Annotated in this window: 5 protein-coding genes; all 5 read right to left on the bottom strand. The window is 72.7% G+C overall.

Translation table 11 applies throughout. The annotated features are described in order from the left end of the window. Window positions 1-49: 49 nt before the first annotated feature. Window positions 50-1,678, bottom strand: coding sequence for a cyclic peptide export ABC transporter (locus N5875_RS35235; protein ID WP_338498353.1), 1,629 nt, complete (start codon window positions 1,676-1,678; stop codon window positions 50-52). Further along, a complete protein-coding gene (locus N5875_RS35230; protein WP_338498351.1) occupies window positions 1,675-8,181 on the bottom strand; it encodes an amino acid adenylation domain-containing protein in 6,507 nt (2,168 codons plus the stop codon). Before N5875_RS35230 ends, N5875_RS35235 begins: the two co-directional genes overlap by 4 nt. Then, window positions 8,178-11,279 carry an amino acid adenylation domain-containing protein gene (locus N5875_RS35225; RefSeq protein WP_338498349.1) on the bottom strand — a complete coding sequence of 1,034 codons (3,102 nt, stop codon included), beginning with the start codon at window positions 11,277-11,279 and terminating at the stop codon, window positions 8,178-8,180. Before N5875_RS35225 ends, N5875_RS35230 begins: the two co-directional genes overlap by 4 nt. 83 nt (window positions 11,280-11,362) lie before the next feature. Continuing rightward, entirely contained in the window at window positions 11,363-12,418 is a 1,056-nt protein-coding gene (locus N5875_RS35220) for a TauD/TfdA family dioxygenase (protein WP_318211548.1), read from the bottom strand. Between the two features lie 158 nt (window positions 12,419-12,576). Beyond that, window positions 12,577-21,843, bottom strand: a complete 9,267-nt coding sequence (locus N5875_RS35215; protein WP_338498346.1) for an amino acid adenylation domain-containing protein — start codon at window positions 21,841-21,843, stop codon at window positions 12,577-12,579. Window positions 21,844-21,961 lie beyond the last annotated feature (118 nt).

Raw genomic sequence — 21,961 nt, 5'->3', positions numbered from 1 at the left:
GTGTTGGTCATACGGTGGTGAGGGGTGCTGCGGGAGATGCTGTGGGGCTTCAGGAGGCGGCGGGTGCCGCCACGGCCGCCGGGTCGACGATCTTGCCCCGGTCGAGCTTGAGAATCCGGTCGGCGATGTCGAAGAACCGGTCGTCATGGGTGATGGCGATGACTGTCTTGCCCTGCTTGCGCAGGGCGGGCAGAACTTCGGTGTAGAAGAACTCCCGGAACTCCGGGTCCTGGTCGGCGGCCCACTCGTCGAAGAGCAGCACGGGCCGCTCGGAGAGCAGGGCGCAGACCAGGGCGAGGCGTTTACGCTGGCCGGTGGAGAGCGCGATGGTGGAGAACTCCCCGCCGCGCACGGTCACCTTGCCTTCCATGCCGAGCTGGGCGAGCAGACGGTTGGCCTCGCCGTCGGCGTCCGGGTGGGCCGGCAGGGTGCGGAAGAGGTGGACGTCGGAGAAGACTCCGGCGACGCTCTGCCGCAGCTCCCCGATGTGGTCCCCCACCACCGGCGTGCCGTTGAGGCTGATCTCGCCGCCGCTGGGCGGGTAGAGCCCGCAGATCATCTTGGCCAGCGTGGTCTTGCCGCTGCCGTTGCCGCCGACCAGGCAGGTGATGGTGCCCGGTGCGAAGTCGGCGTCGATCGGGCCGACCCGGAAGTCGGTGTCGTCGGCGCCGGAGTCGTAGTGGAAGACCGCGCCGCGCAGCCGCACTTCCGCACCGGCGGCCCGCTCGCCTCCAAGCGGTTCGCGTACCTGCAGTTCGCTCTCGTCGCCCAGGTCGAGGGCGTTGAGCGAACGCAGTGCTGTTCCTGCCCGGCCGATCGCCGGGATCAGGTTGAGCACGGTGACCAGCGGCGTGTTGATGTAGATGACGGCCAGCGTGAATCCGGTCAGGTCGTCCGCGGGGATGTCGAAGCGGGGACCGGCGAACAGCATGATGCCGATGCAGGCGAGAAAGAGCAACTGCCCCCAGGAGCCCGCGACGGTGTACAGGGATACGCCCCGGGTGGTGTCCCGCACCAGGAGCCTGCCGGTGGCACCGACCCCGCCGTCGAGGACCGCGGCGCGGCGCTCGCGGTCCAGCTTCAGCTCCTTGGCGCCGCGGGTGACGCTCTCCAAGTGGGCGTGCATGACGTCCTGGTGCTCGCGGGCACGGCGGAGATGGGCACCGGCCCGGCGCACCGGGAGCTGGTAGAGCACCAGGCCGACGGCGAGCACAACGACCATGCCGAGCAGCATCTTGAGCGAGAGCACCCCGATGTACACGAAGGCGCCGATCACGATCGCGCCGTTCATCGACAGCAGGGGCACGCTGCTGACCGCGCCGGTGATCACTTGTACGTCGTCGGTGAGGGCGGACTGGAGCCGGGCGGGCCCGATGCTCTCGATCCGCCGCATCCCGCTGTCCAGGATCCTGCGGCACAGTTCCATCCGCAGTTCCTGGATGGAGCGTTGCGCCAGCCGGATCAGGAGGACGGAGGAGACCGCCCCGGCGAGCAGCACCGTGAGCGCCGCCGCGGCGAAGGCGGCGATCAACCGCACACCCGGGTCGTCGAGCCGCTCCAGGACCCGCTGGAGCACGGCGATCAGGCCTACGGTGGCGGCGCCGGACACCAGTCCCGCGACCAGCGCCGCGATCACTGTCGCCCGTGACCGGCTCACGAGCAGTGCGAGGAACTTCATCGCCGCCCTTCTTCCGGGGTCGAGGTGGCGGGGGTCGTGGCCGTCTCCGGCGACGCCTCCCTGATCAGGTCGGCAAGACCCGCCACGGTGAAGTCCGCCATGGCCTGCTGCACCCGCAGCGCCACGCCGAACTGGCGCCGGATGCGCAGCAGCAGCCGGGTGGCGAGCAGCGAATGGCCGCCGGCCTCGTAGAAGTGGTCGCGGATGCCGAGCCCCTCCAGGCCGAGCAATTCGTGCCAGAGCGCGAGCAGCTCCCGTTCCGTGTCGTCCCTGGCCGACTGTGTGCTGCCCGACGTGCCCAGGAAGTCGTCGGCCGTGGGAGCGGGCAGTCGGCGCCGGTCCAGCTTGCCGCTGGCCGTCTGCGGTATCTGTTCGATCAGGCGGATCGCCGCAGGCAGCGCGTACCTCGGCAGCCGTCCGGCTGCCCGGGTGCGCAGCTCCGTGCGGTCGAGCTCCGGCCCCTCGGGCACCACGTAGGCGACCAGGCGGGGCAAGGCCCCTGCGGCGCCGTGCACCACGACGATGCAGTCGGCCACGCCCGGGTGGTCGAGCAGCACGGACTCGACCTCGCCGAGTTCGATGCGGTGGCCGCGGAGTTTGATCTGGTTGTCGAAGCGGCCGAGGAACTCCAGCTGGCCGTCGGCCCGGTGACGGGCGCGATCGCCGGTCCTGTAGAGACGCGCCCCGGGCACGCCGGAGAACGGGTCCGGCACGAAGCGCTCGGCGGTGAGGCCGGGGCGCCGCCAGTAGCCCCGCGCCACTTGGACGCCGCCGATGAACAGCTCGCCCGCGGAGCCGGGCGGCACCGGCCTCATCTGCTCGTCAAGGACCCAGATCGTGGAGCCGGGCACCGGGCCGCCGATGGGCGCGCGCTGCCTGCGGGTGACCTCGACGGTGAGTTCGGCGACGGTCATCAGGACGGTGGCCTCGGTCGGCCCGTACCAGTTCAGGACCCGGCAGTCACGTGCGGAAGGTCCCTCGAACCAGTCGGCGAACCGGGCCGGCACCACCTCCTCGCCGGCGAGGAGCAGCGCCCGCAGCCCGATCGGGGCGCCACCCGTGTCGGGGGTGCCGTCCACCGATGCCAGCTCCTGTGCGATCGTCGGCGTGGTGGCGAGCATGGTGACGCCCTCGGCACGCAGGTGGGCGTGGAGCTGCTGTGCGTCGGCCGCCACGTCGCTCGGCACGATGTCGATGCGGGCGCCGGCCACCAGACCCGCGAACAGCTCCCAGACCGACAGGTCGAAGGTGAAGGTGGAGCGGACCGCGACCACGTCCTGCCCGGTGGGCTCGACCACGGTGGCGGAGGCCCGTAGGTAGGCGAGGACGTTGCGGTGGGTGACGCCGACGCCCTTGGGGGTGCCGGTGGACCCGGAGGTGTAGATCAGGTAGGCGAGATCGTCGCCGTCAGCCCGCTGCGGGGCGGCGCCTGTGGTGGCGGCGGCGTCGGCGACGGTACGCACGGTGACGTTCTCCTCAGCGAGGAGCGCGAGTACCGGGGCGTCGTCGTCGGTGAGGTGCGCCGCCAGCGCGGTCCGGCAGCCCGAGTCGCGGATCAGGTGAGCGATCCGCTCAAGGGGCAGCTCCGGATCGACGGGCACGTACGCGGCGCCCGCCGCCATCGCGGCCAGCAGTCCGGTGACGAGGTCGACGCCGCGCCGGGCGACCACGGCGACCAGGTCGCCGCGGCGCACACCGGCGGCGGCGAGTCCGGCGGCTGCGGCCGTGGCCCGCTCGGTCAGTTCACGGTAGGTGAGGGCACCGCCGGGGCCGGTGACCGCCACCGCGTCGGGGCATGCGACGGCGACGGCGGCGATGGCCTCGTCCAGGGTTCCGGCGGGCACGTCGAGCGCTCCGCCATCGGCTCTGCGGGCCGCGGCATCGGCGTCGTACGGCAGCAGGCTCGCCGCGTCGTGCGAGGCGTCGGCGTCAGCGGCGAAGCGGCGCAGCGCCTGCGCGTACATCACGGCCATGTCGGCGGCCCGCTCGTCGGAGACCCGGTCGCTGTCGTAGGCGAGGATCAGGCCCAGCTCGTGCGCGGGCGGGTGCACCGAATAGGTCGCCATCACCGCATAGTTGGTGTCCTCGGCGGATGCCGGATGGTGGCCGACGAGCTCGACGACGCCGGTGTCGAGGACCTCGCCGAGCGCGTGGAAGCGTACAAAGTTCACGCCCACGTCGAACAGGGGGTCGTTGCCGAGTGCCTGCTGCACGCTGATCAGCGGAGTGTGCCGGTGCTCCAGGAGGGAGCGCTCCTCGTCGAACGCTCGCCGCGCGAGGTCGCGCCAGCTGCCGCCGGGCACTGTCACCGAGGTCGGCAGCATGTTGATGAACAGGCCGCGCAGGTCCTTGGCGCCGGGCAGGTCGGGGCGGCCGTGCATCACCATGCCGGTGACCGGGTCGGTCACGGCGAGGGTCTCGGCGAGCACCTTGAAGTGCACGCCCACGGCGAGGCTCTTGAGGGGCAGGCCCTCCTCCTTGGCGAGCAGAGCCAGCCGCCGGGAGGTCTCCGGGTCGATGTCGACCTCGATGCGGCGCACCTGGGGCGTGCCGACCTGGCGCAGGTCCTCGATGGCCCGCGGCTCGGCGTCGGCGAGCCGTTCCCGCCACACCGCGGCGGTGTTCGCCCCCTCGGCCGCGGCACGTTCCGTTTTGACGAAATCGGCGTAGGTAAGCGGCAGTTCGGGCCAGCGGCGATCGTACTCGGGGTCCGCCTGAAGGAGCGCGTGCTGGCGGCTGAGGATCTCCGCGAGGGTGGAGGTCCAGCTCCAGCCGTCGAGGATGGCGTGGTTCTCGCTGACCGTCAGCTGGAACTCGCCGTTGCCGAGCAGGTGGACGGCGAGCCGCTGCAGCGGGGCGGACTCCAGTTCGAGGTGCTCGACGCGTTCGCGGGCGACGAACGCGTCGATCTCGGCGTCCTGACCGTCCGCGTCGAGGCCCGACAGGTCGAAGCAGGCCAGTCGCGGCTCCACGTCACGGTGAACGATCTGCAGCGGTTCGGAGTAGCCGTCCATGGAGATGCTGGTGCGCAGGACGGGGTGGCGGGCCATGGTGTCGGCGATGGCCCGGCGCAGCAGCTCCGCGTCGAGGCGGCCGCGCATCCGCACGCTGACGGTGTTGTGGTAGATGCCCGCTTCCGGGTGCAGATGCAGGTGGTAGAGCATGCCCGCTTGGGTGGCGGTCAGCGGGTAGGCGTCCTCCGCGTCGGCGGGCAGCGCGGCGTGGTCGTCGGCGCTGATCATCTCGAACGGCTCGGCCCGGTCGACGGACTCGGACCGTCCCTCCGCGAGATGGGCCGCGAACTCGGCGACGGTCTGGTGCCGGAACACGGAGTGCACGCGGGTCTCGTGGCCGAGGGCGCGCAGTGCGCCGGTGATCTCCACCGCGCGGATGGAGTCGCCGCCCAACACGAAGAAGTTGTCGTGCACACCCACCCGCTGGACGTCGAGGACGTCGGCCCACACACCGGCGACGGTCTCCTCCAGCGGGATGCGCGGCGCCGTGTACTCGGTGCCGGCGTCGAGCCTGGCCTGCGCCGGGTCGGGCAGCGCGCGCCGGTCGGCCTTGCCGTTGACTGTCAGTGGCACGTTGTCCAGTGCGGTGAACACAGCGGGCACCATGTAGGTCGGAAGGAGTCCGGCCGCGTGCTCGCGCAGCTCGGGGACGCCGGGAAGTTCCCGGCCGACGGCCGGCACCAGCCACACCACGAGCTGTCCGCCGCGCACGTCGGCGACCGCGGCCGTGACGCCGGGGTGGGCGGCGAGGGCGACTTCCACCTCACCCAGTTCGATCCGGAATCCGCGGATCTTCACCTGGGCGTCGGCCCGGCCCCAGTACTCGAACTCTCCGTCCTCTGTGACCCGGGCCAGGTCCCCGCTGCGGTAGAGGCGAGAGCCCGGCGTGCCGGAGAACGGGTCGGGGACGAACCGCTCGGCGGTGCGCGCCCCGCGGCCGGAGTAGCCGAGGGTGACGCCCGCGCCGCCGACGTGGAGTTCGCCGACCAGGCCGGGGGGCAGCGGGTTGAGACCCTCGTCGAGGACGTACAGGGACAGGTCGTCGATCGGCACGCCGATGGGGCTGCCGGTGCGGTCGCCCAGGTCGTCGGCGGTGATGACGCGGAACGTGGAGTGCACGGTGGTCTCGGTGATGCCGTACATGTTCACCAGGACGGGGGCACGGTCGCCGCGCGCCTCGATCCAGGGTCGCAGGGTGTTCACGTCCAGCCGCTCGCCGCCGAAGACGACGTACCGCAGAGCGAGTTCACGCCTGGAGCCCTCGGCGGTGTCGGCGGCCACCACCCCCTTGAACGCCGTCGGGGTCTGGCTGAACACGGTGACGCCGAGCCGCTCCACGAAGGCGAGCAGGTCCTGCGGCGACTTGGCGGTGTCGTCCGGCACCAAGGCCAGCTTGCCGCCGTGCAGCAGTGCTCCCCACAGCTCCCAGACGGACACGTCGAAGGCGTACGAGTGGAAGAAGCTCCACACGTCGTCGGCACCGAAGCCGAAGCGCCGCGCGGTCGACGAGAACAGTCGCACCACCTGGTAGTCGGCCACCTCGACGCCCTTGGGGACGCCGGTGGAGCCCGAGGTGTAGATCACGTAGGCGACGTCGCCGGGGTGCCGCTCGGGCAGCTCGATGCCGGTGGTGTCGACCTCGGCGCGGGGGCGGCCGTGCTCGTCGACGGACACCTGCCGCAGGCCCTCGCCGAGGCCTGCCGCACCCTGCTCACCGCAGACCACGATGCGGCCACCGCTGTCCTCCAGAACGTGCCGGATGCGGTCCGCGGGGTTGCGCAGGTCGATCGGAACATAGGCGGCCCCCGCCCGCAGGACCGCGAGGATCGCCACGACCTGGGCGGGCCCGCGCTCAAGCTGGAGCGGCACGCGGTCGCCCGGCCGCACACCGTGCGCTACCAGGTGGCGCGCCAGGGTTTCGGTGCGGTCCGCCAGTGACGCGTACGAGAGGGTCTCGCCCTGCCAGTGCAGGGCGGTCCGCTCGGGGTGGCGGGCGACCGAACGGAGGAACGCCCGGTCGAGGGCGTGCTCGACCGCGGGCTCGGCCAGCGGCCCCGACAGCTCGCTCGGCTCGGCCATGGGCAGCAGCCGTACGGGACGGTCGGGGGCGGCGAGCCCTTCGGTGAGCAGCCGTATGCAGGCGCCGAGGAGGGAGGCCGCGGTGGCCTCGCGCAGCAGCTCGGTGTCGTACTCCAGCATCAGCTCGAAGTCGTCGCCGCGGCTGGCCACGCTCAGCGTGACGTCGGTTTTGGACGAGGCGGTCTCCGTGGCCACCGGCGTCATGACGGCTTCGCTCAGGCGCAGCCGGGAGCGGTCCTCGCCGAGGTAGGCGAACATGGCACCGAACAGCGGGGATCCGGTGCTGCCGCCGACCGCCGCGGTCACCTCGGCGGTGAGAACGTGCTGGTGGTCGAGGGAGTCGGCGATCGAGGCCGCCGACTCCTGGGCCAGTTCGCGCAGCGTCGCGCCGTCCCTCAGTCGGCTGCGCAGCGGCAGGGTGTTGATGAATGGGCCTATGGTGCCGCGGAGTTCAGGACGCACTCGGTTGGCGACCGGGACGCCGATCACCAGGTCGTCGGTGAGGGCCGTGCGGTGCAGCACCGCACGCCAGGCGCCGTACAGGACGGCGAAGACGGACACGCCGCAGCCTGCGGCGAACTTCTCCACGCGGTCGCGCAGCACGGGCCCGGTGCTGCGTACCAGGTGGCGGCCCAGGTGACCGGGGGTGTCCGGGCGCGGATGGTCGAAGGGGAGGCTCAGGCCACGCGGAGCACCCTCGAGCTGGGTCCGCCAGTGGGCCACCGACGTCTCCCGGGCGCGCGCGTCCCCGCTGTGCCGCTCCCACCAGGCGTAATCGGTGTACGAGGGGCCTTCGGGTGCCGTCGGCGGAGTGCCGCCGGTGCGGAACGCCTCGTATCCGGCGGTGAGTTCCTGGATGAGGACACTCACCGACAGGCCGTCGACGACGAGATGGTGGAAGGCGGTGACGAGGCGGTGGCGCTCGGGCGCCAGGGCGATCAGCAGGCCGCGTGCCAGCGGGCCGCCGCCGTCCAGGTCGAAGGGGGTGCGCAGCTCGGACTCCGTCAGCTCGTCCCGGCGCCGCTCGGCGACGGACGGGTCGGCGTCATGGGTGCGCATCAGGTCGATGCGCCGCAGCGGGGGCAGTTCGGCCAGCAGCCGGGCGTGCACCTTGCCCCGTACGTCCTCGGTGACCAGGCGCAGCCCTTCGTGCCGGGCGAGCAGCCAGTCGAAGGCCCGGCTCAGCGCGTCGGCGTCCAGGGGGCCTTCGATGTCGAGGGCGGCCGGCACCGTGTAGGCGCTGCCGGTCGGGTCGAGGGCGTGTGCCGTCCGCAGCTGGAGCTGGTACTCCGAGAGGACGACCTGCACGGGGTCCGGCCGCCGGGGCACGCGGGAGGTGCCGGCCTGCTGCCGGGGGCGGCGGGCGGCCAGGGCGCGCCGGGCTCGTTCGAGGCGTTCGGAATCGCTCATATCTCTTCCTCGGGGGCGTCGTCGGCGGAGCCGGCGGTGGGGATCGGGTCGGCCTCGTCGGCCGTGTCGTCGAGGTCGGCGAACGCCTCGGCGAACTCGCGGACCGAGCCGTCCCGATCGTGCGCGAGCAGCAGGTTCGCCTGGTCTGCGACGGTGGGTGCGCCGAGCAGCTCGCGCAGGGGGAGTTCGGTGCCCATCAGTTCGCGGATGCGGGCGACGGTGTGCATCGCGCGGATCGAGTCGCCGCCCAGCGCGAAGAAGTTGTCGTGGGCCCCTACGCGGTCGGTCCCGAGGACCGTGCGCCAGATCTCGGCGACGACCATCTCCACGGGGGTGCGCGGGGCGGTGAACTCACCGCCCCGCTCCAGGTGCCCGTCCGCGGGGTCCGGAAGCATGCGCCTGTCGGTCTTGCCCTGAGCCGTCAGCGGTATCCGGTCGAGGGCGACGAAAAGCTGCGGGACCAGGTACGAGGGCAGGACGGCGCAGTGCTCGCGCAGCTCCCCTACGGTGGGCGGCCCGTCCGGGCCCGGCACCACCCAGGCGACCAGGCGTGCGTCGCGTGCGTCGACGACGGCGGCGGCAACCGCGGGGTGCCGCAGCAGGACGGCTTCGATCTCGCCGGGCTCGACGCGATAGCCGCGCACCTTCAGTTGGCCGTCGGCCCGCCCGCAGAACTCCGGCAGGCCGTCGGTACCGAGGCGGACGAGGTCGCCCGTGCGGTAGAGGCGGGCGCCCTGGGTGCCGGAGAAGGGGTCGGGCACGAACCGCTCGGCAGTCAGCCCGCCCCGGCCCGCGTATCCGCGGGCGACCCCGGCGCCGCCGACGTAGAGCTCGCCGATCACACCGTGGGGCACCGGCGTCATCGCCTCGTCCAGTACGTGGAGCGTGGTGCCGCCGACGGGGCGGCCGAGGCCGACCCGGTCACCGGTGACGATCCCCGCGCTGGCGTTGGCGGTGGTCTCGGAGGGCCCGTACAGGTTCCACAGACGCGCCTCCGGCAGGAGCCGGCGGGTGCGCTCCACCAGGTCGGCGGTGAGGGCCTCGCCGCCGAGCAGCACGTCCAGGATCCTTTCGCGTGGGCCGGACGCGCCGTCGGCGGCCTCCAGGATCCGCAGCGTTTCGTCCCACAACCGGGGGACGGTGTTGACGGTGGTGACGGCGGCGACCGTCCCCGTTCCGGTGAGCGCCGTGGCCAGGGTCTCGGCGGGCTGCTCCCCGGCGGGGGGCAGCACGACGGTGCCTCCGAGGACCAGGGGCCCCCACACCTGCTTGACGGAGGCGTCGAAGACCGGCGCGGCGGTCGCGGGCAGCACCGTTTCCGGCCCGATCAGGCCGGCGTCGGCGAGCCAGCCGAGGTAGTTGACCACGTTGCGGTGGGTGACGGCGACGGGCTTGGGGCGGCCCGTGGAGCCGGAGGTGAAGAGCAGGTAGGCGAGATCGTCCGGGCCGCAGGACGCACCGTCCTCGCGGCCCTGTCCGGCACGACGGCGGGCAGGACCGTCCCCTCCGTGCTGCCCGCCTCCGTCTTCCTCCCCGACGAGGACCAGGCCGGTGCCGCTGCCGTCCAGCAGGGGAGCCGTGACCGCCGTGGCCACGCAGACCCGGGCAGACGCGTCGGCCAGCAGGGTGGCGATCCGTTCGGCCGGGTCGTCCGGGTCGATCACCAGATAGGCGGCGCCGGCGCGCAGCACGGCCAGCTGGGCGACCAGGCGCCCGATCGGGTCCGGCACCACGACGGCGACGACACTTCGAGGATCCGCGCCGATCCTCTCAGCCAAACGGTCGGCCCTGGTGAGCAGCTGCCCGTAGGTCAGCTGCTGCTCCGCGCATCGCACCGCCGTGGCCTCCGGCGTCCGCTCGGCGGCGCGGGCGATGAGTCCGGCCAGAGTCGCGTCCGCCCAGTCGGCGGCGGTGGGGGTCACGGGTGCCGTCGGTGACACGGCGGGGGCACCGAGGGCCACCTGGCCGATCCGCGTCGAGGGCTCCCGTACGCCCTGCTCCACGACGGCGGCGAGGGCGTCCAGGATCCGGCCGGTCACCGCCGATCCGAGCGCGGCCTGTTGGGCGCCGTCGAGGCGGAGTTCGACCAGGTCGCCGCGGCGCACGGTGGAGAGACGAAGCCCCGGCCCGGTGCCTCGCGCCGAGAGGGAAACGACGGACCACCCGCCCGCGTGCTGCGGCGCCTCAAGGTAGGAGAACGCGAGCGGAGCGCTCACTGCGGACAGTTCGCTGATCAGCTCGACGCTCTCGCGTTGCGCAGCTCGCGCCGCCCGCACCTCGGACACCACGTCGTCGAAGGTCCTTGCCGCGTCGAACTCCTGCCTGACTGCGGGCCAGGTGGTCAACGGACCTATGGCTGAGTCCAGTTCGGGGACCTCACGCAGCCCGGTGCGTACCCGGACGGTAAGTGCCTGCGCGCCGCCGAATCGGTACAGGACCACCAGCCAGGCGGCGAGAAGCACCGCCTCGCGGTCGGCAGCCGTGTACGGGCCCGCGAGCGTGACCTTCCTTACCACCTCCGCCGTGGCGCCGGCATCCGACCCCGGCCGTTCGGGGGCCAGCGAGCGCACTCGCGCCACCGTCTCGTCGGCATCGTCGAATCCGCCGTGCGCCTTCTCCTGGCCCGCGCGGGCGACTGCCGCGTCGGGATCGGCCAGCACTCCGTGCAGCCACTCGGCGACGTCGGCGTACTGGAGGGGTGCCTCCTCGTCCGTCTCGGCGGCCATGTCGGGCTCTCCGGCCGGCACACGGTCCAGCACGCGACCCAGCTCCTCCGCGAGAAGCACCAGGCCCTCCGCGTCCAGGATCCTTGCCGACCCGGTGAGTTCGATGCGATTGCCGACTGCCGGGCCGGCGGACCAGAGCCCCTCCTGGCCCTCGGGCAGCGGGCCGGCGAGGACGCGCTGGGCGGGCGGCCCGCCCGCCGGGGACGGCACGAGCACGGTGCGCAACACCTCGTACCGCCGCGCGACGGTCTCGACCGCCGCGGCGAACAGTGCCTCCGGAACCGCGGCCGGGGCTTCGAGGACGAGGGTCGTCACCGTGTCGTCCTGGGTGGCGTCGTGCTGGTGCGGTCCCGCGCGGAATGTCTCCGCCACGGGAGCGGACGCCTTTGATGCGGCCGCTGTGGACGTAGCCGTGTTCACCGTCTCTCCCCGTTCGTGTGTGTGGTGGTGCCGTACTACGCGTGGGCCGCGACCCGTGCCGGCCGGGTCTCCACGTCCTGCCAGTCCGCCGCGTCCGCCATGGCCACGCGGATCTCCCGCTTTCCGGTGAAGGGCGCCCTGCCATGCGAAGCCAGCAGGTTGTCGACGACCAGCACGTCGCCGCGCTGCCAGTCGAAGGCTGTCGACTCCGCGGCGAACGCTTCCCGCACCGCCGCGAGTTCGGACCGGGTGAACTCGCTGCCGTCGCCGGCCCTGGTGGTCTTGGGCACCCGCTCCGGCCCGACCTGGCCGAGCAGCTCCGCGGCCAGGTCTTCCCCGAGGGTGCTCAAGTGGAAGCTGGTGGCCTGGTTGAACCAGACCCACTCGCCGGTGACCGGGTGCCTGACGACGGCGGGCCGTACGGCCTCGGTACGCAGGTGATCCTCCGCGACGTGCTCCACCCGCACCCTGGTGCGCTCGGCGTACGCGTCCAGGCCGCTCTCGTCACAGCCCAGGGCTTCCCGCCACGGGATGCCGACGCCCGGCGTGTAGTTGCGGACGTACCTCACCCCGTTGCGCTCCAGGCGGGCGACCAGCTCGGTGGGCAGCCGCCGCAGCACCTTGCGGGAGTCGGCCAGCGGGGTCTGTCCGCCGGTCTCCGGTGGCAGCGCGCAGGCGAAGCCGAGGATGCGCGGCCAACTCCAGCTGTAGCAGGACTCGTTGTGCATCTCGATGGTCTGGTCGGCGGGGTATTCGGTGGAGGAGTAGATGCCGTCGCCCAGCTCGCTGCGCGGCGTGGCGCCGTCCTGGTAGGTGAGGGCGTCGTCCCCGCCGACGGCCTCCACCACCGGGCGCAGGGCGTCGGCGCCCTCGTCGAACCCTCGGAACAGCACCGCCCCGTGCCGGTGCAGCTGCTCGCGCACGAGGTCCCTGTTGCTGCGGACCCACAGGGTCAGCGGGACGCCGGGGCGCTGGGCCGTGGCGAGGACGGGCAGCGCCATGGGCTCCAGGGGGCCGAAGGCGACGGCCGACGCGTCCGTCAGGGACTGCCGCCTGAGCGGGTCTCGGGAAATGCGGGACGTACGGGACATGTGATCTCCGAAGAGTTGTCGATGGCCCCTGAGGGCTTTGGCGACATCCAGGCGGGTCGAGGCGGGCCGGCCGCGTGGAACCGGTGCTACCGGCCAGGCGGCCGGCGCGGTGAATCACCCCGCGATGGCGCGGTGAGGGGTACGGGTGGAGGGCGGGCTCAGCCGCGCGAGCGGGCGGGCCGGCCGAGGCGGGCTGCCCGGAGGGCGCGGCTCGCGGCCCGCTCGCTCCGGGCCCGCTCCCGCAGCCCCGCGAGGATCTCACCGACGCTCGCGGTGCCGTCCGCGAGCGCGGTCAGGGCGAGGCAGAGCCGGTCGGCGATGGCGGCGGCGCGGTCGGTGGGTACGCGGACGGTGTCGTGGTTCAGTGCGATGACGAGCCGGTCCCCCTCGGGGGCGGCGGAGACGGTGATGGGGAGTTCGGTCTGCTCCAGTGCTTCGGAACGCGCCACCGACAGCCCGGGAAGTCCCTCGCCCAGGTCGGCGAAGGGGAAGTTGGCCACGATGACGGAGGTGTCGAAGAGCCCGGACGAGCTGGTCCGCCCGCTCCACACGGCGATCCGGGCGAGGGGCGTGTGGATGTGGTCCTGGGCCTGGTTCAGGGCCTGTTGCACGTCCATGGCCCAGGTTCCGACGGGCACGGCGGCGGGGAGACGGGTGCGCAGCGGGACAGTGTTGATGAACATTCCGACCATGCGGTCCGCGTCCTCGAGGTCCGTGGGCCGCCCCGAGCCGACACTGCCGAACACCACGTCGTCGGTGCCGGTCTCGGCCGCGAGGGCGAGTGCCCACGCCGCGTGGACCGCCCCGCCGAGCGTGACGCCGAAGCGCGCTGCGGTCTCCCGCAGCCGCGCGGTGTCGGCGGCCGGCAGCTGCACCACGTGGTCCCTGTGGATCGCGGGCGCGTCCGCCTGCGGGGCGATCGGCGCCGGGGTGAAGTCGGCCAGGGCACCGGTCCAGAAGTCCTTGGACGCGTCCGGGTCCTGGCGGGCCATCCACAGGGCGAAGGAGCCGAAGTCGGCCGCGGGGGCAAGCCTGTGGACCTCTCCCTGGCGGCTCGCGGTGTAGTGCCCCAGCACCTCGCCCAGGAGGATGGGCAGGGACCATCCGTCGAACAGCACGTGGTGGTTGGTCCACACGAAGGCCCAGCGGCCTTCCCCGAGCCGGATCACGGCGAGCCGGGCGAGCGGACCCTCGCTCAGGTCGAACCCGGCGTGCCGGTCCTCGCGGACGAAAGCGTCGAGCCGTGCCTCCGGGTCTGCCGAAGCGTACCGGCCGCCGGTGTCCGCCGTTCGGTCCACGTCCGCACCGTCTGCCGTGAAGTCGAGCAGGGAGACGGGTAGTTCACGGACGGCGGGCACCACCAGGAGCGGACGCGACACGTCCTGCCATACGCAGACGCCGCGCAGCACGGCGTGCCGGTCGACTGCGGCCTGCCAGGCACGCGCGAACGCCTCTTGGTCCAGCTCGCCTTCGAGCACGCAGACGAGCTGCTCGACGTAGACCCCGCTGCCCGCCGCACCGTCCTCGGCGAGGCTGCGGAAGAGCATGCCCTCCTGCGTCGGCGTGAGCGGCCACACCGCCGTCAGGTCTCCCCAGCGCGCGGCCCATTCGCGCACGGCATCGACCGGGGCGGTGCCGTGCCGCAGCCCGGAGGCGAGCGCGGGTGCGTCCGGCTCTACGGTCAGCGAGCGCAGCTCGTCCAGGACGGCGTCCACGAGGGCGTCGGCAGCGGCCTGACCGGTGTGCTCGACCTCGACGGCAAGGCGGCCGTCGGTGACGAGGCTTTCCACCAGGACCGCGGACGGACGCGTCCCCTGCGGGTCGCGGACTCGGCCGAAGCCGGGCCTGCGGAGTTCCAGCGAGGCGTCCGGGTCGGAGCGGGTGCTGACCCGGCCCAGGTAGTTGAAGCCGAGGTCGGGCTGGGGCAGCGCCTCCAGGAGCCGGGCCGACTCCTCGTCGCGGGCCAGGTGCCGGACCACGCCGTGGTCGATGCCCCGGTGCACCAGCTCCCGCAGCCGGCCGCGGACGTCCCACAGGGTGCCGAGCGGGCCGTCCTTCCCGATGGCCACGGGGAAGGGGGCCAGGGTGGTGAACCAGCCGACCGTGCGGGACAGGTCGACGTCAGGGTGCAGACCCTCGCGGCCATGGCCCTCCAGCTCCACGACGACCGCGGCGAGCCCGGCCACCCGGGACTGGGCCCGGGCCGCCGCCGTGATGAGCCCCTCTTCGAGGGTGCCGCCGAGCCGGTGGACGAGGACCCGCTGGAGCTCCTCGGTCTGCTCGGCGGTCAGCTCCCTGCGGGCCCTGCACGAGGCGCCCTCGGTCCCGGGTGCGGGGCGGGTCGTCCCCTGCCCGGCGGGACCGGGACCGGTGAGTTCGGCCAGTTCGGCGAGGTCCGCGCGGACCCGGGCGAGGACCTGAGGGTCGAGAGCCCGGCGGCGCAGCTCGGCGGTCCATTGCCGGTGCGTGGTGCCTTCGGGCTGGAGCTCGGGGGTGCGGCCGTTCCGTACGGCGTCAAGCGCGTACTCCAGGTCTTCCAGGACGATCCGCCAGGAGACGGCGTCCATGACCAGGTGGTGGGCGACGAGCAGCAGCCGCTGCGGGACCAGCGGACCCAGGTCGGTCAGGTGTGCCCGCAGAAGCGGGCCTCGTGCGGTGTCGAGCCGGGTCTGCAGCTCGTCGGCCAGCTCGCGCAGCCGCTGCTCGGCCTCGGCCGCGGGGAGGGCCGACAGATCGGTGTGCTCCACCGGGACCTCGACCGCCGCGTCGACCACGGCCCGTACGCCACTGCCGTCGCCGCCGTCCACGAAGCGGGTGCGCAGCGCCTCGTGCGTGCCGGCCACGGCGTTGAGCGCGACGGTCAGCTCGTCGGGTCGGATCCGGGTGCGGACGTCGAGGAGCAGGTCCATGTTCCAGTGGTCCGGTGAGGTGAGCTCCAGGTCGTGGAACCACCGCTGGATCGGGCTGAGCGCGTCGGTGCTGTCCCCGTGGCCGCGGGGGCCCGCCGCCACACCGGTGGCGACGTGCGGGGCGAGGGCCGCGATGGTCGGGTGCTGGAAGATCTGGCGCGGGGTGACGTGGATGCCGAGCCTACGGGCCTTGGCGACGACCTGGATCGACAGGATGGAGTCCCCGCCGAGTGCCAGGTAGTCGTCGTGCACGCCGACCCGCTCCAGGCCCAGGACCTGGCACCACACCTCGGCCAGTCGCCGCTCCACCTCGCTGCGGGGCGCGACAAAGCCCTCCTCCGCCGCTTCCCAGGCAGGGGCGGGCAGCGCGCGCCGGTCCACCTTGCCGTTCGATGACAGCGGCAGGGCCTCAAGGCCCACGACCGCCACGGGCACCATGTGCGCGGGCAACCGCTCCCCCAACCCCGCCCGTATCTCCTCCGGGTCGCAGACGGCGCCGGCACGGGCGACGACGTACGCCACCAGCCGCTCCTCGCCGCCGCCGGGCGCCGCCACGGCGGCCACCGCGCAGTCGGCCACTCCCGCCGCGCCTCGTACGGCCGCCTCGATCTCGCCCAGCTCCACCCGGAAGCCCCGGACCTTGACCTGCTCGTCGACCCGGCCACAGAACTCCAGCACACCCCCGGCACCGAACCGCACAAGATCACCCGTACGGTACAGACGCGCACCCGGCACACCCGAGAACGGATCCGGCACAAACCGCTCCGCGGTCAGCCCACCCCGCCCCGCATAACCACGAGCAACACCCGCACCACCCACAAACAACTCACCCACACCACCCGCCACCACCGGCCGCAACAACCCATCCAGCACGAACACGGTGCGGCCGGGCAGCGGCCGCCCGAGCGGAACCGTTCCCGCTGCGTCGTCTCCAGCGACCTCGTGGACGGTGGCGGTGATGACGGTCTCGGTAGGTCCGTAGGCGTTGAGGACACGGCCGCCCACTGTGCGCCGCCATACTCCGGTCTCCTCGGCGGGCATGGCATCGCCGCCGACGACGGTGAGGCGGACGGCCAGCGCGGCGGGCACAGCGGCACCGTCGGCGAGGGCGGTGGCCAGCTGCCGCCACAGCCCGGTCGGCGGGTTGAAGACGGTGACCTGGTGGTCCGCCAGGAAGGCCAGCAGCTCATCGGCTCCGAGGAGCCCGTCGGGCCGGATCACGGCCGCTCCGCCCGCGATCAGCGGTGCGAACAGCTGCTCGGTGGTCACATCGAAGGAGAAGGAGCCGAAGACCAGGACCCGGTCACGGGAGGTCAGCCCGAAGGCTCCGCTGACCTGTACGAGGTGTCCGGCCAGTTGGCCGTGGGTCACGGCCACGCCCTTGGGCCGGCCGGTGGAACCCGAGGTGAAGACCAGGTAGGCGAGATCGTCCACATGCGCCGCGTCCAGACCCGCCCGATCGACCCGCGCGGCCAGATCGAGACCATCGGCCTCCAGGACCGGGGTGCCTGCCGGCAGCGTGCCGTCGAGCAGCGCCTCCTGCGCCGCACCACGGACGACGACGGCGCATCCCGCCTCATCGGCCATCATCCGCAGCCGCTCGGGCGGGTACGAAGGATCAAGGGCAAGCCACGCACCACCGGCCCGCTGCACACCCAACATCGCCACCGCCATCAGCGCACCACGCGGCAGACACAGGCCCACCACGGAGTCCGGGCCCACACCCAACTCCCGCAGCCGCACCGCCACCACCGCCGACGCCTGCTCCAGCTGCCCGTACGTCCAGCCTCGCTCAACGTCGATCAGCGCCACATCGTGGGGCGCCACGGCCGCGTGCGCCACGACCGCCTCGAACACCGGCCGCCCACCACCAGCCGCCTCGACCCCCGCACCCGACCACACCGACACCACCCCGGTGTCGCCGACGCCGAGCTCGCCCAAGGTCGTCTCCGGGTCGCCGGTGAGTGCGTCCAGGGTGTGGTCGAGGTCGTCGAGGAGCCGCTGCGCGTCAGTGGCGTCGAAGGCCGCCGCGTCGACGCACAGCCGCAGCTCCAGGTGTTCGCCTGGCATGACCTGGACGCTGACCGGGTAGGTGGTGCGCTCGACGAGGCGACCGCTGTCCACGGTGAAGCCGTCGGTGGTGAACCCCTCGAGGGGGTAGTTCTCGACGACGACGATGGAGTCGAAGAGCTGGGCGCCGGCCCGGGCGGCGCCGCTCCAGGAGGTGACATCGGAGAGCGGGGCGTGCTGGTGGTCGGTGAGGTCCTGGAGGCCCTGGTGGACGGCGGTGAGCCAGGCGCCGGCCCGCATGTCGTCGGAGACCCGCACGCGCAGCGGCAGGGTGTTGATGAACAGGCCGACGGCGCGCTCGATGCCGTCGATCTCGGCGGGACGTCCGGAGAGCACGCTGCCGACCGTCAGGTCCCGGGCGCCTGTGCGCCGGGCGACCACCAGGGTCCATGCGGCATGGACCAGCGCGGCGACGGTGACGCCCCGCTCACGGGCGAGGGAGCGCAAGCTCCGGGACCGCTCGTCGGGCAACCGCAGCGCGGGCTCGTGCCGGCCGGCGCCGAGGTCGGCGGCCGCGGCCCGTGCGGGGGCCAGCAGGGCCGGGGCGGTGAGGCCGGTGAGCTGCTTGCGCCAGAACGCCTCGTCCTCGGCGCGGTCACGGCTCGCGTTCCAGCGCACGAAGGCGCCGTAGTCGGGAGCGGGTGCGAGAGCGGCGTCGGTACCGGTGCGCAGTGCGGTGTAGAGCGCGAACGCGTCGCCGGCGACGACGGGCAGCGACCAGCCGTCGATGAGGATGTGGTGGTTGGTCCACACGAAGGTCCAGGCGTCCGCGGCGGTGCGGAAGAGCGCGAGGCGCACCAGCGGGCCGCCGCTCAGGTCGAAGCCCGCGCTCCGGTCGCTCGCCAGGAACTCCTCGACGCGCTCCGCCACCGTCCTGCCGTCGTCTCCCTCCGCGGCCGTCCAGTCCTCGTACACGGCGGGCACGTCGACGTTCCTCGGCACGACGAGCAGCGGCGTGTCGGCCTCCTGCCAGTCGCAGTGCGCGCGCAGGGCGGAGTGCCGGTTCATGGCACGGCGCCAGGCGTCGAGGAAGACCTGCGGGTCGAGTTCGCCGCTCAGGGTGCACACCAGCTGCTCGGTGTAGGCGTCCGACCGCGGCTCGGCGAGGGCGTGGTAAAGCATTCCCTGCTGGAGGCCGGACATCGGCCACACGGCGTGCAGCGGGCCGTGGTCGCGTTCCCAGGAGGCGACCAGGCCGGCGGGCAGCCCGGCCGTGTCGCCAAGCGCCGTACCGGTGCCGTCCTCGTCCCGGTCGCCGCCGTCCGCGGGAAGCAGGAGCTCGGCCTGTCGGCCGAGGGCGGCGATCGTGGGGTGCTCGAAGATCTGCCGCGGGGTGATCCGGATGCCGGCCCCGCGGGCCTTGGCGACCACCTGGATCGACAGGATGGAGTCCCCGCCGAGTGCCAGGTAGTCGTCGTGCACGCCGACCCGCTCCAGGCCCAGGACCTGGCACCACACCTCGGCCAGTCGCCGCTCCACCTCGCTGCGGGGCGCGACGAAACCTCCCTGCGCCGCCTCCCACACAGGAGCGGGCAGCGCGCGCCGGTCCACCTTGCCGTTCGGCGACAGCGGCAGTGCGTCGAGGTCCACGACCGCGACGGGCACCATGTGCGCGGGCAGCCGCTCCCCCACCCACGCCCGCAGACCGTCGGCGTCCGCGGGTGCACCGTCCGGGGTCACCACGTAGGCGGCCAGACGCAGTTCACCACCCGGGGCGGCAACGGCGGCCACCACGGCGTCCATGACGCCGGCGGCGGACCGGAGCACTGCCTCGATCTCCCCCAGCTCCACCCGGAAGCCCCGGACCTTGACCTGCTCGTCGACCCGGCCACAGAACTCCAGCACACCCCCGGCACCGAACCGCACAAGATCACCCGTACGGTACAGACGCGCACCCGGCACACCCGAGAACGGATCCGGCACAAACCGCTCCGCGGTCAACCCACCCCGCCCCGCATAACCACGAGCAACACCCGCACCACCCACAAACAACTCACCCACACCACCCGCCACCACCGGCCGCAACAACCCATCCAGCACGAACACGGTGGTGCCGGCGATCGGGGTGCCGATGGGCACGCTGCCCGGCCTGTCGTCGGTGCAGAAGTGGCCGGTGGCCCAGACCGTCGCCTCGCTCGGACCGTACTCGTTGACCAGGGCGCAGTCCGGCAGCGCGGCCCGGTGTTCGGCGACCAGGTCGGCGGGGCAGGCCTCGCCCGCGACCACGACGGTGCGCAGGGAACGGCCGGGGCCGCCCGGCCGGCTGAGGAGGGCTCGGTAGAAGGAGGGCACGGTCAGGGTGTGGGTCAGCGCGTGCCGGTCCACCAGGCCGGCCAGCTGGTCGGCGTCCTTGGCCTGCTCGGCGTCGGGCACGACCAGAGTGCCGCCGAACGTGAGGGTCCAGAAGACGCCAGCGTAGGAACTGTCGAAGGCGAAGGGCGACAGCAGGAGGAAGCGCGGCGGCTGCGGCCCGTAGAAGACGGCGCGCGCCGCGGTGGAGCGGGAGAGCGTGCGGTGGGTCACGGCCACGCCCTTGGGCCGGCCGGTGGAACCCGAGGTGAAGACCAGGTAGGCGAGATCGTCCACATGCGCCGCGTCCAGACCCGCCCGATCGACCCGCGCGGCCAGATCGAGACCATCGGCCTCCAGGACCGGGGTGCCTGCCGGCAGCGTGCCGTCGAGCAGCGCCTCCTGCGCCGCACCACGCACGACGACGGCGCATCCCGCCTCATCGGCCATCATCCGCAGCCGCTCGGCCGGGTACGAAGGATCAAGGGCAAGCCACGCACCACCGGCCCGCTGCACACCCAACATCGCCACCGCCATCAGCGCACCACGCGGCAGACACAGGCCCACCACGGAGTCCGGGCCCACACCCAACTCCCGCAGCCGCACCGCCACCACCGCCGACGCCTGCTCCAGCTGCCCGTACGTCCAGCCTCGCTCAACGTCGATCAACGCCACATCGTGGGGCGCCACGGCCGCGTGCGCCACGACCGCCTCGAACACCGGCCGCCCACCACCAGCCGCCTCGACCCCCGCACCCGACCACACCGACACCACCCCGGTGTCGCCGACGCCGAGCTCGGTAACAGTCGCCGTCGGATCGGCGACGCCCTCTTCGACCAGGGTCTCGAAGAGCCGGGCATAGCCTGCGACGGTGTCCGCGTCGAGCCGGGCCGGGTCGTAGTGGAGGACGCCGCGCACTTCGCCGTCGATCTCGCCCGCCTGCATCCGCAGCGGGAACTGCGCCACCTGCTGGCGCACCGGCACGGGCTCGGCGTCGTATCCCGCCAAGGGGACAGTCCCCAGGCCGCCGAGAATCGACCTGGTGCCGTAGGAGAGACGGTCCGACTCGAACTGGAAGCTCACCTGATAGAGCGACTGACCGGACAGCGCCGACCCCGGGGCCGAGCGCCCCAGGACCGTCGGCGTGGGCAGGGCCCGATGTCGTACGGCATCGACGTGTGTGGTGCGCGTGGCGTCCAGGACAGAGCCGAAGGTGGCGCCGGCGGTGACGGGGGTGCGCAGCAGCAGGGAGTTGGTGAAGTGGCCGACGGTTCGCTTGAAGGGCTCCTTGCGGCCCTCCACGGGGAAGCCGACGACGATGTCCTCGCAGCCGGTGAGCTTGTGCAGCAGCACGTTGAAGGCTGCGAGCAGCACTGTGGCGGTGGTGCCACGGCTGGACTTGGCCATCCCACGTATTCGGTCGGCGAGTTCGGTGCCGAGACGGAAGGGGACGTGGGCTGGGGCATCAGGATCGGCCACAGGGCGGGGTGCGGTCATGCCGGGCAGGTCGAGGGCGAACCGGCAGTCCTCGAGCTGCTGCGCCCAGTAGTCGCGTAACCGCTCCGAGCGGGGGCCGTCCAGAAACGCGCGTTCGGCGGCCACATGACGCGCGTAGGCGGTGTCGGGTTCAACAGTCGGACCCGGCGTGCCGTCCCTCTCGGACCGGTAGGTCGTGAGCAGGTCCTCCAGAGTGATGAAGAGCGAGCTCATGTCGCCTGCGACGTGATGCAGGACGAGGTGCAGGGTGGTGGCGCCGGCACCCTGGTAGACGAAGAGCCGGGCGGGCGCCTCGCGGCCCAGGGCGAAGGGGCGCTCGTAGTCGCGGGCGGCGAGCACCCGCAGCTCCTCGGCACCGATTCCGGGCGTCCGGCGGACCTCGAAGGGGGCATCAGCCGCGTACCAGCGCTGCACATAGCCCCCGGCCCGGGGCGCGATGACACCGGTGAGCACCGGGTGGCGGACACAGACCGCGTCCCAGGCGCGACGCAGGCTCTCGGTATCGAGAGCCTCGGCCACCGTCACACATCCCGCCACGTGGTACGCAGGCGAGTCCGGTGCAAGCTCTTGAAGGAAGAAGAGCGAGGCCTGCCCCACGGAAAGGGCTACCTCCACCTCCTCGGGTCTCCGCTCGACGGCAGAGTTCCCCCCAGCACGCATCACATCCATTGCGACGCCTCCCCCGTAAGCTGTCACATACGTGACAGCACCTGTCACATGTGTCACGACTGTAGTCAGCCACCTGTCACAGATCAAGCTGAATTTTGCTTGACGATTA

Source organism: Streptomyces sp. SJL17-4 (genome assembly GCF_036826855.1).
GTDB lineage: Bacteria > Actinomycetota > Actinomycetes > Streptomycetales > Streptomycetaceae > Streptomyces.
Note: the sequence above shows the minus strand (reverse complement) of the source record. Positions and strands in the feature narration are given on the sequence as shown.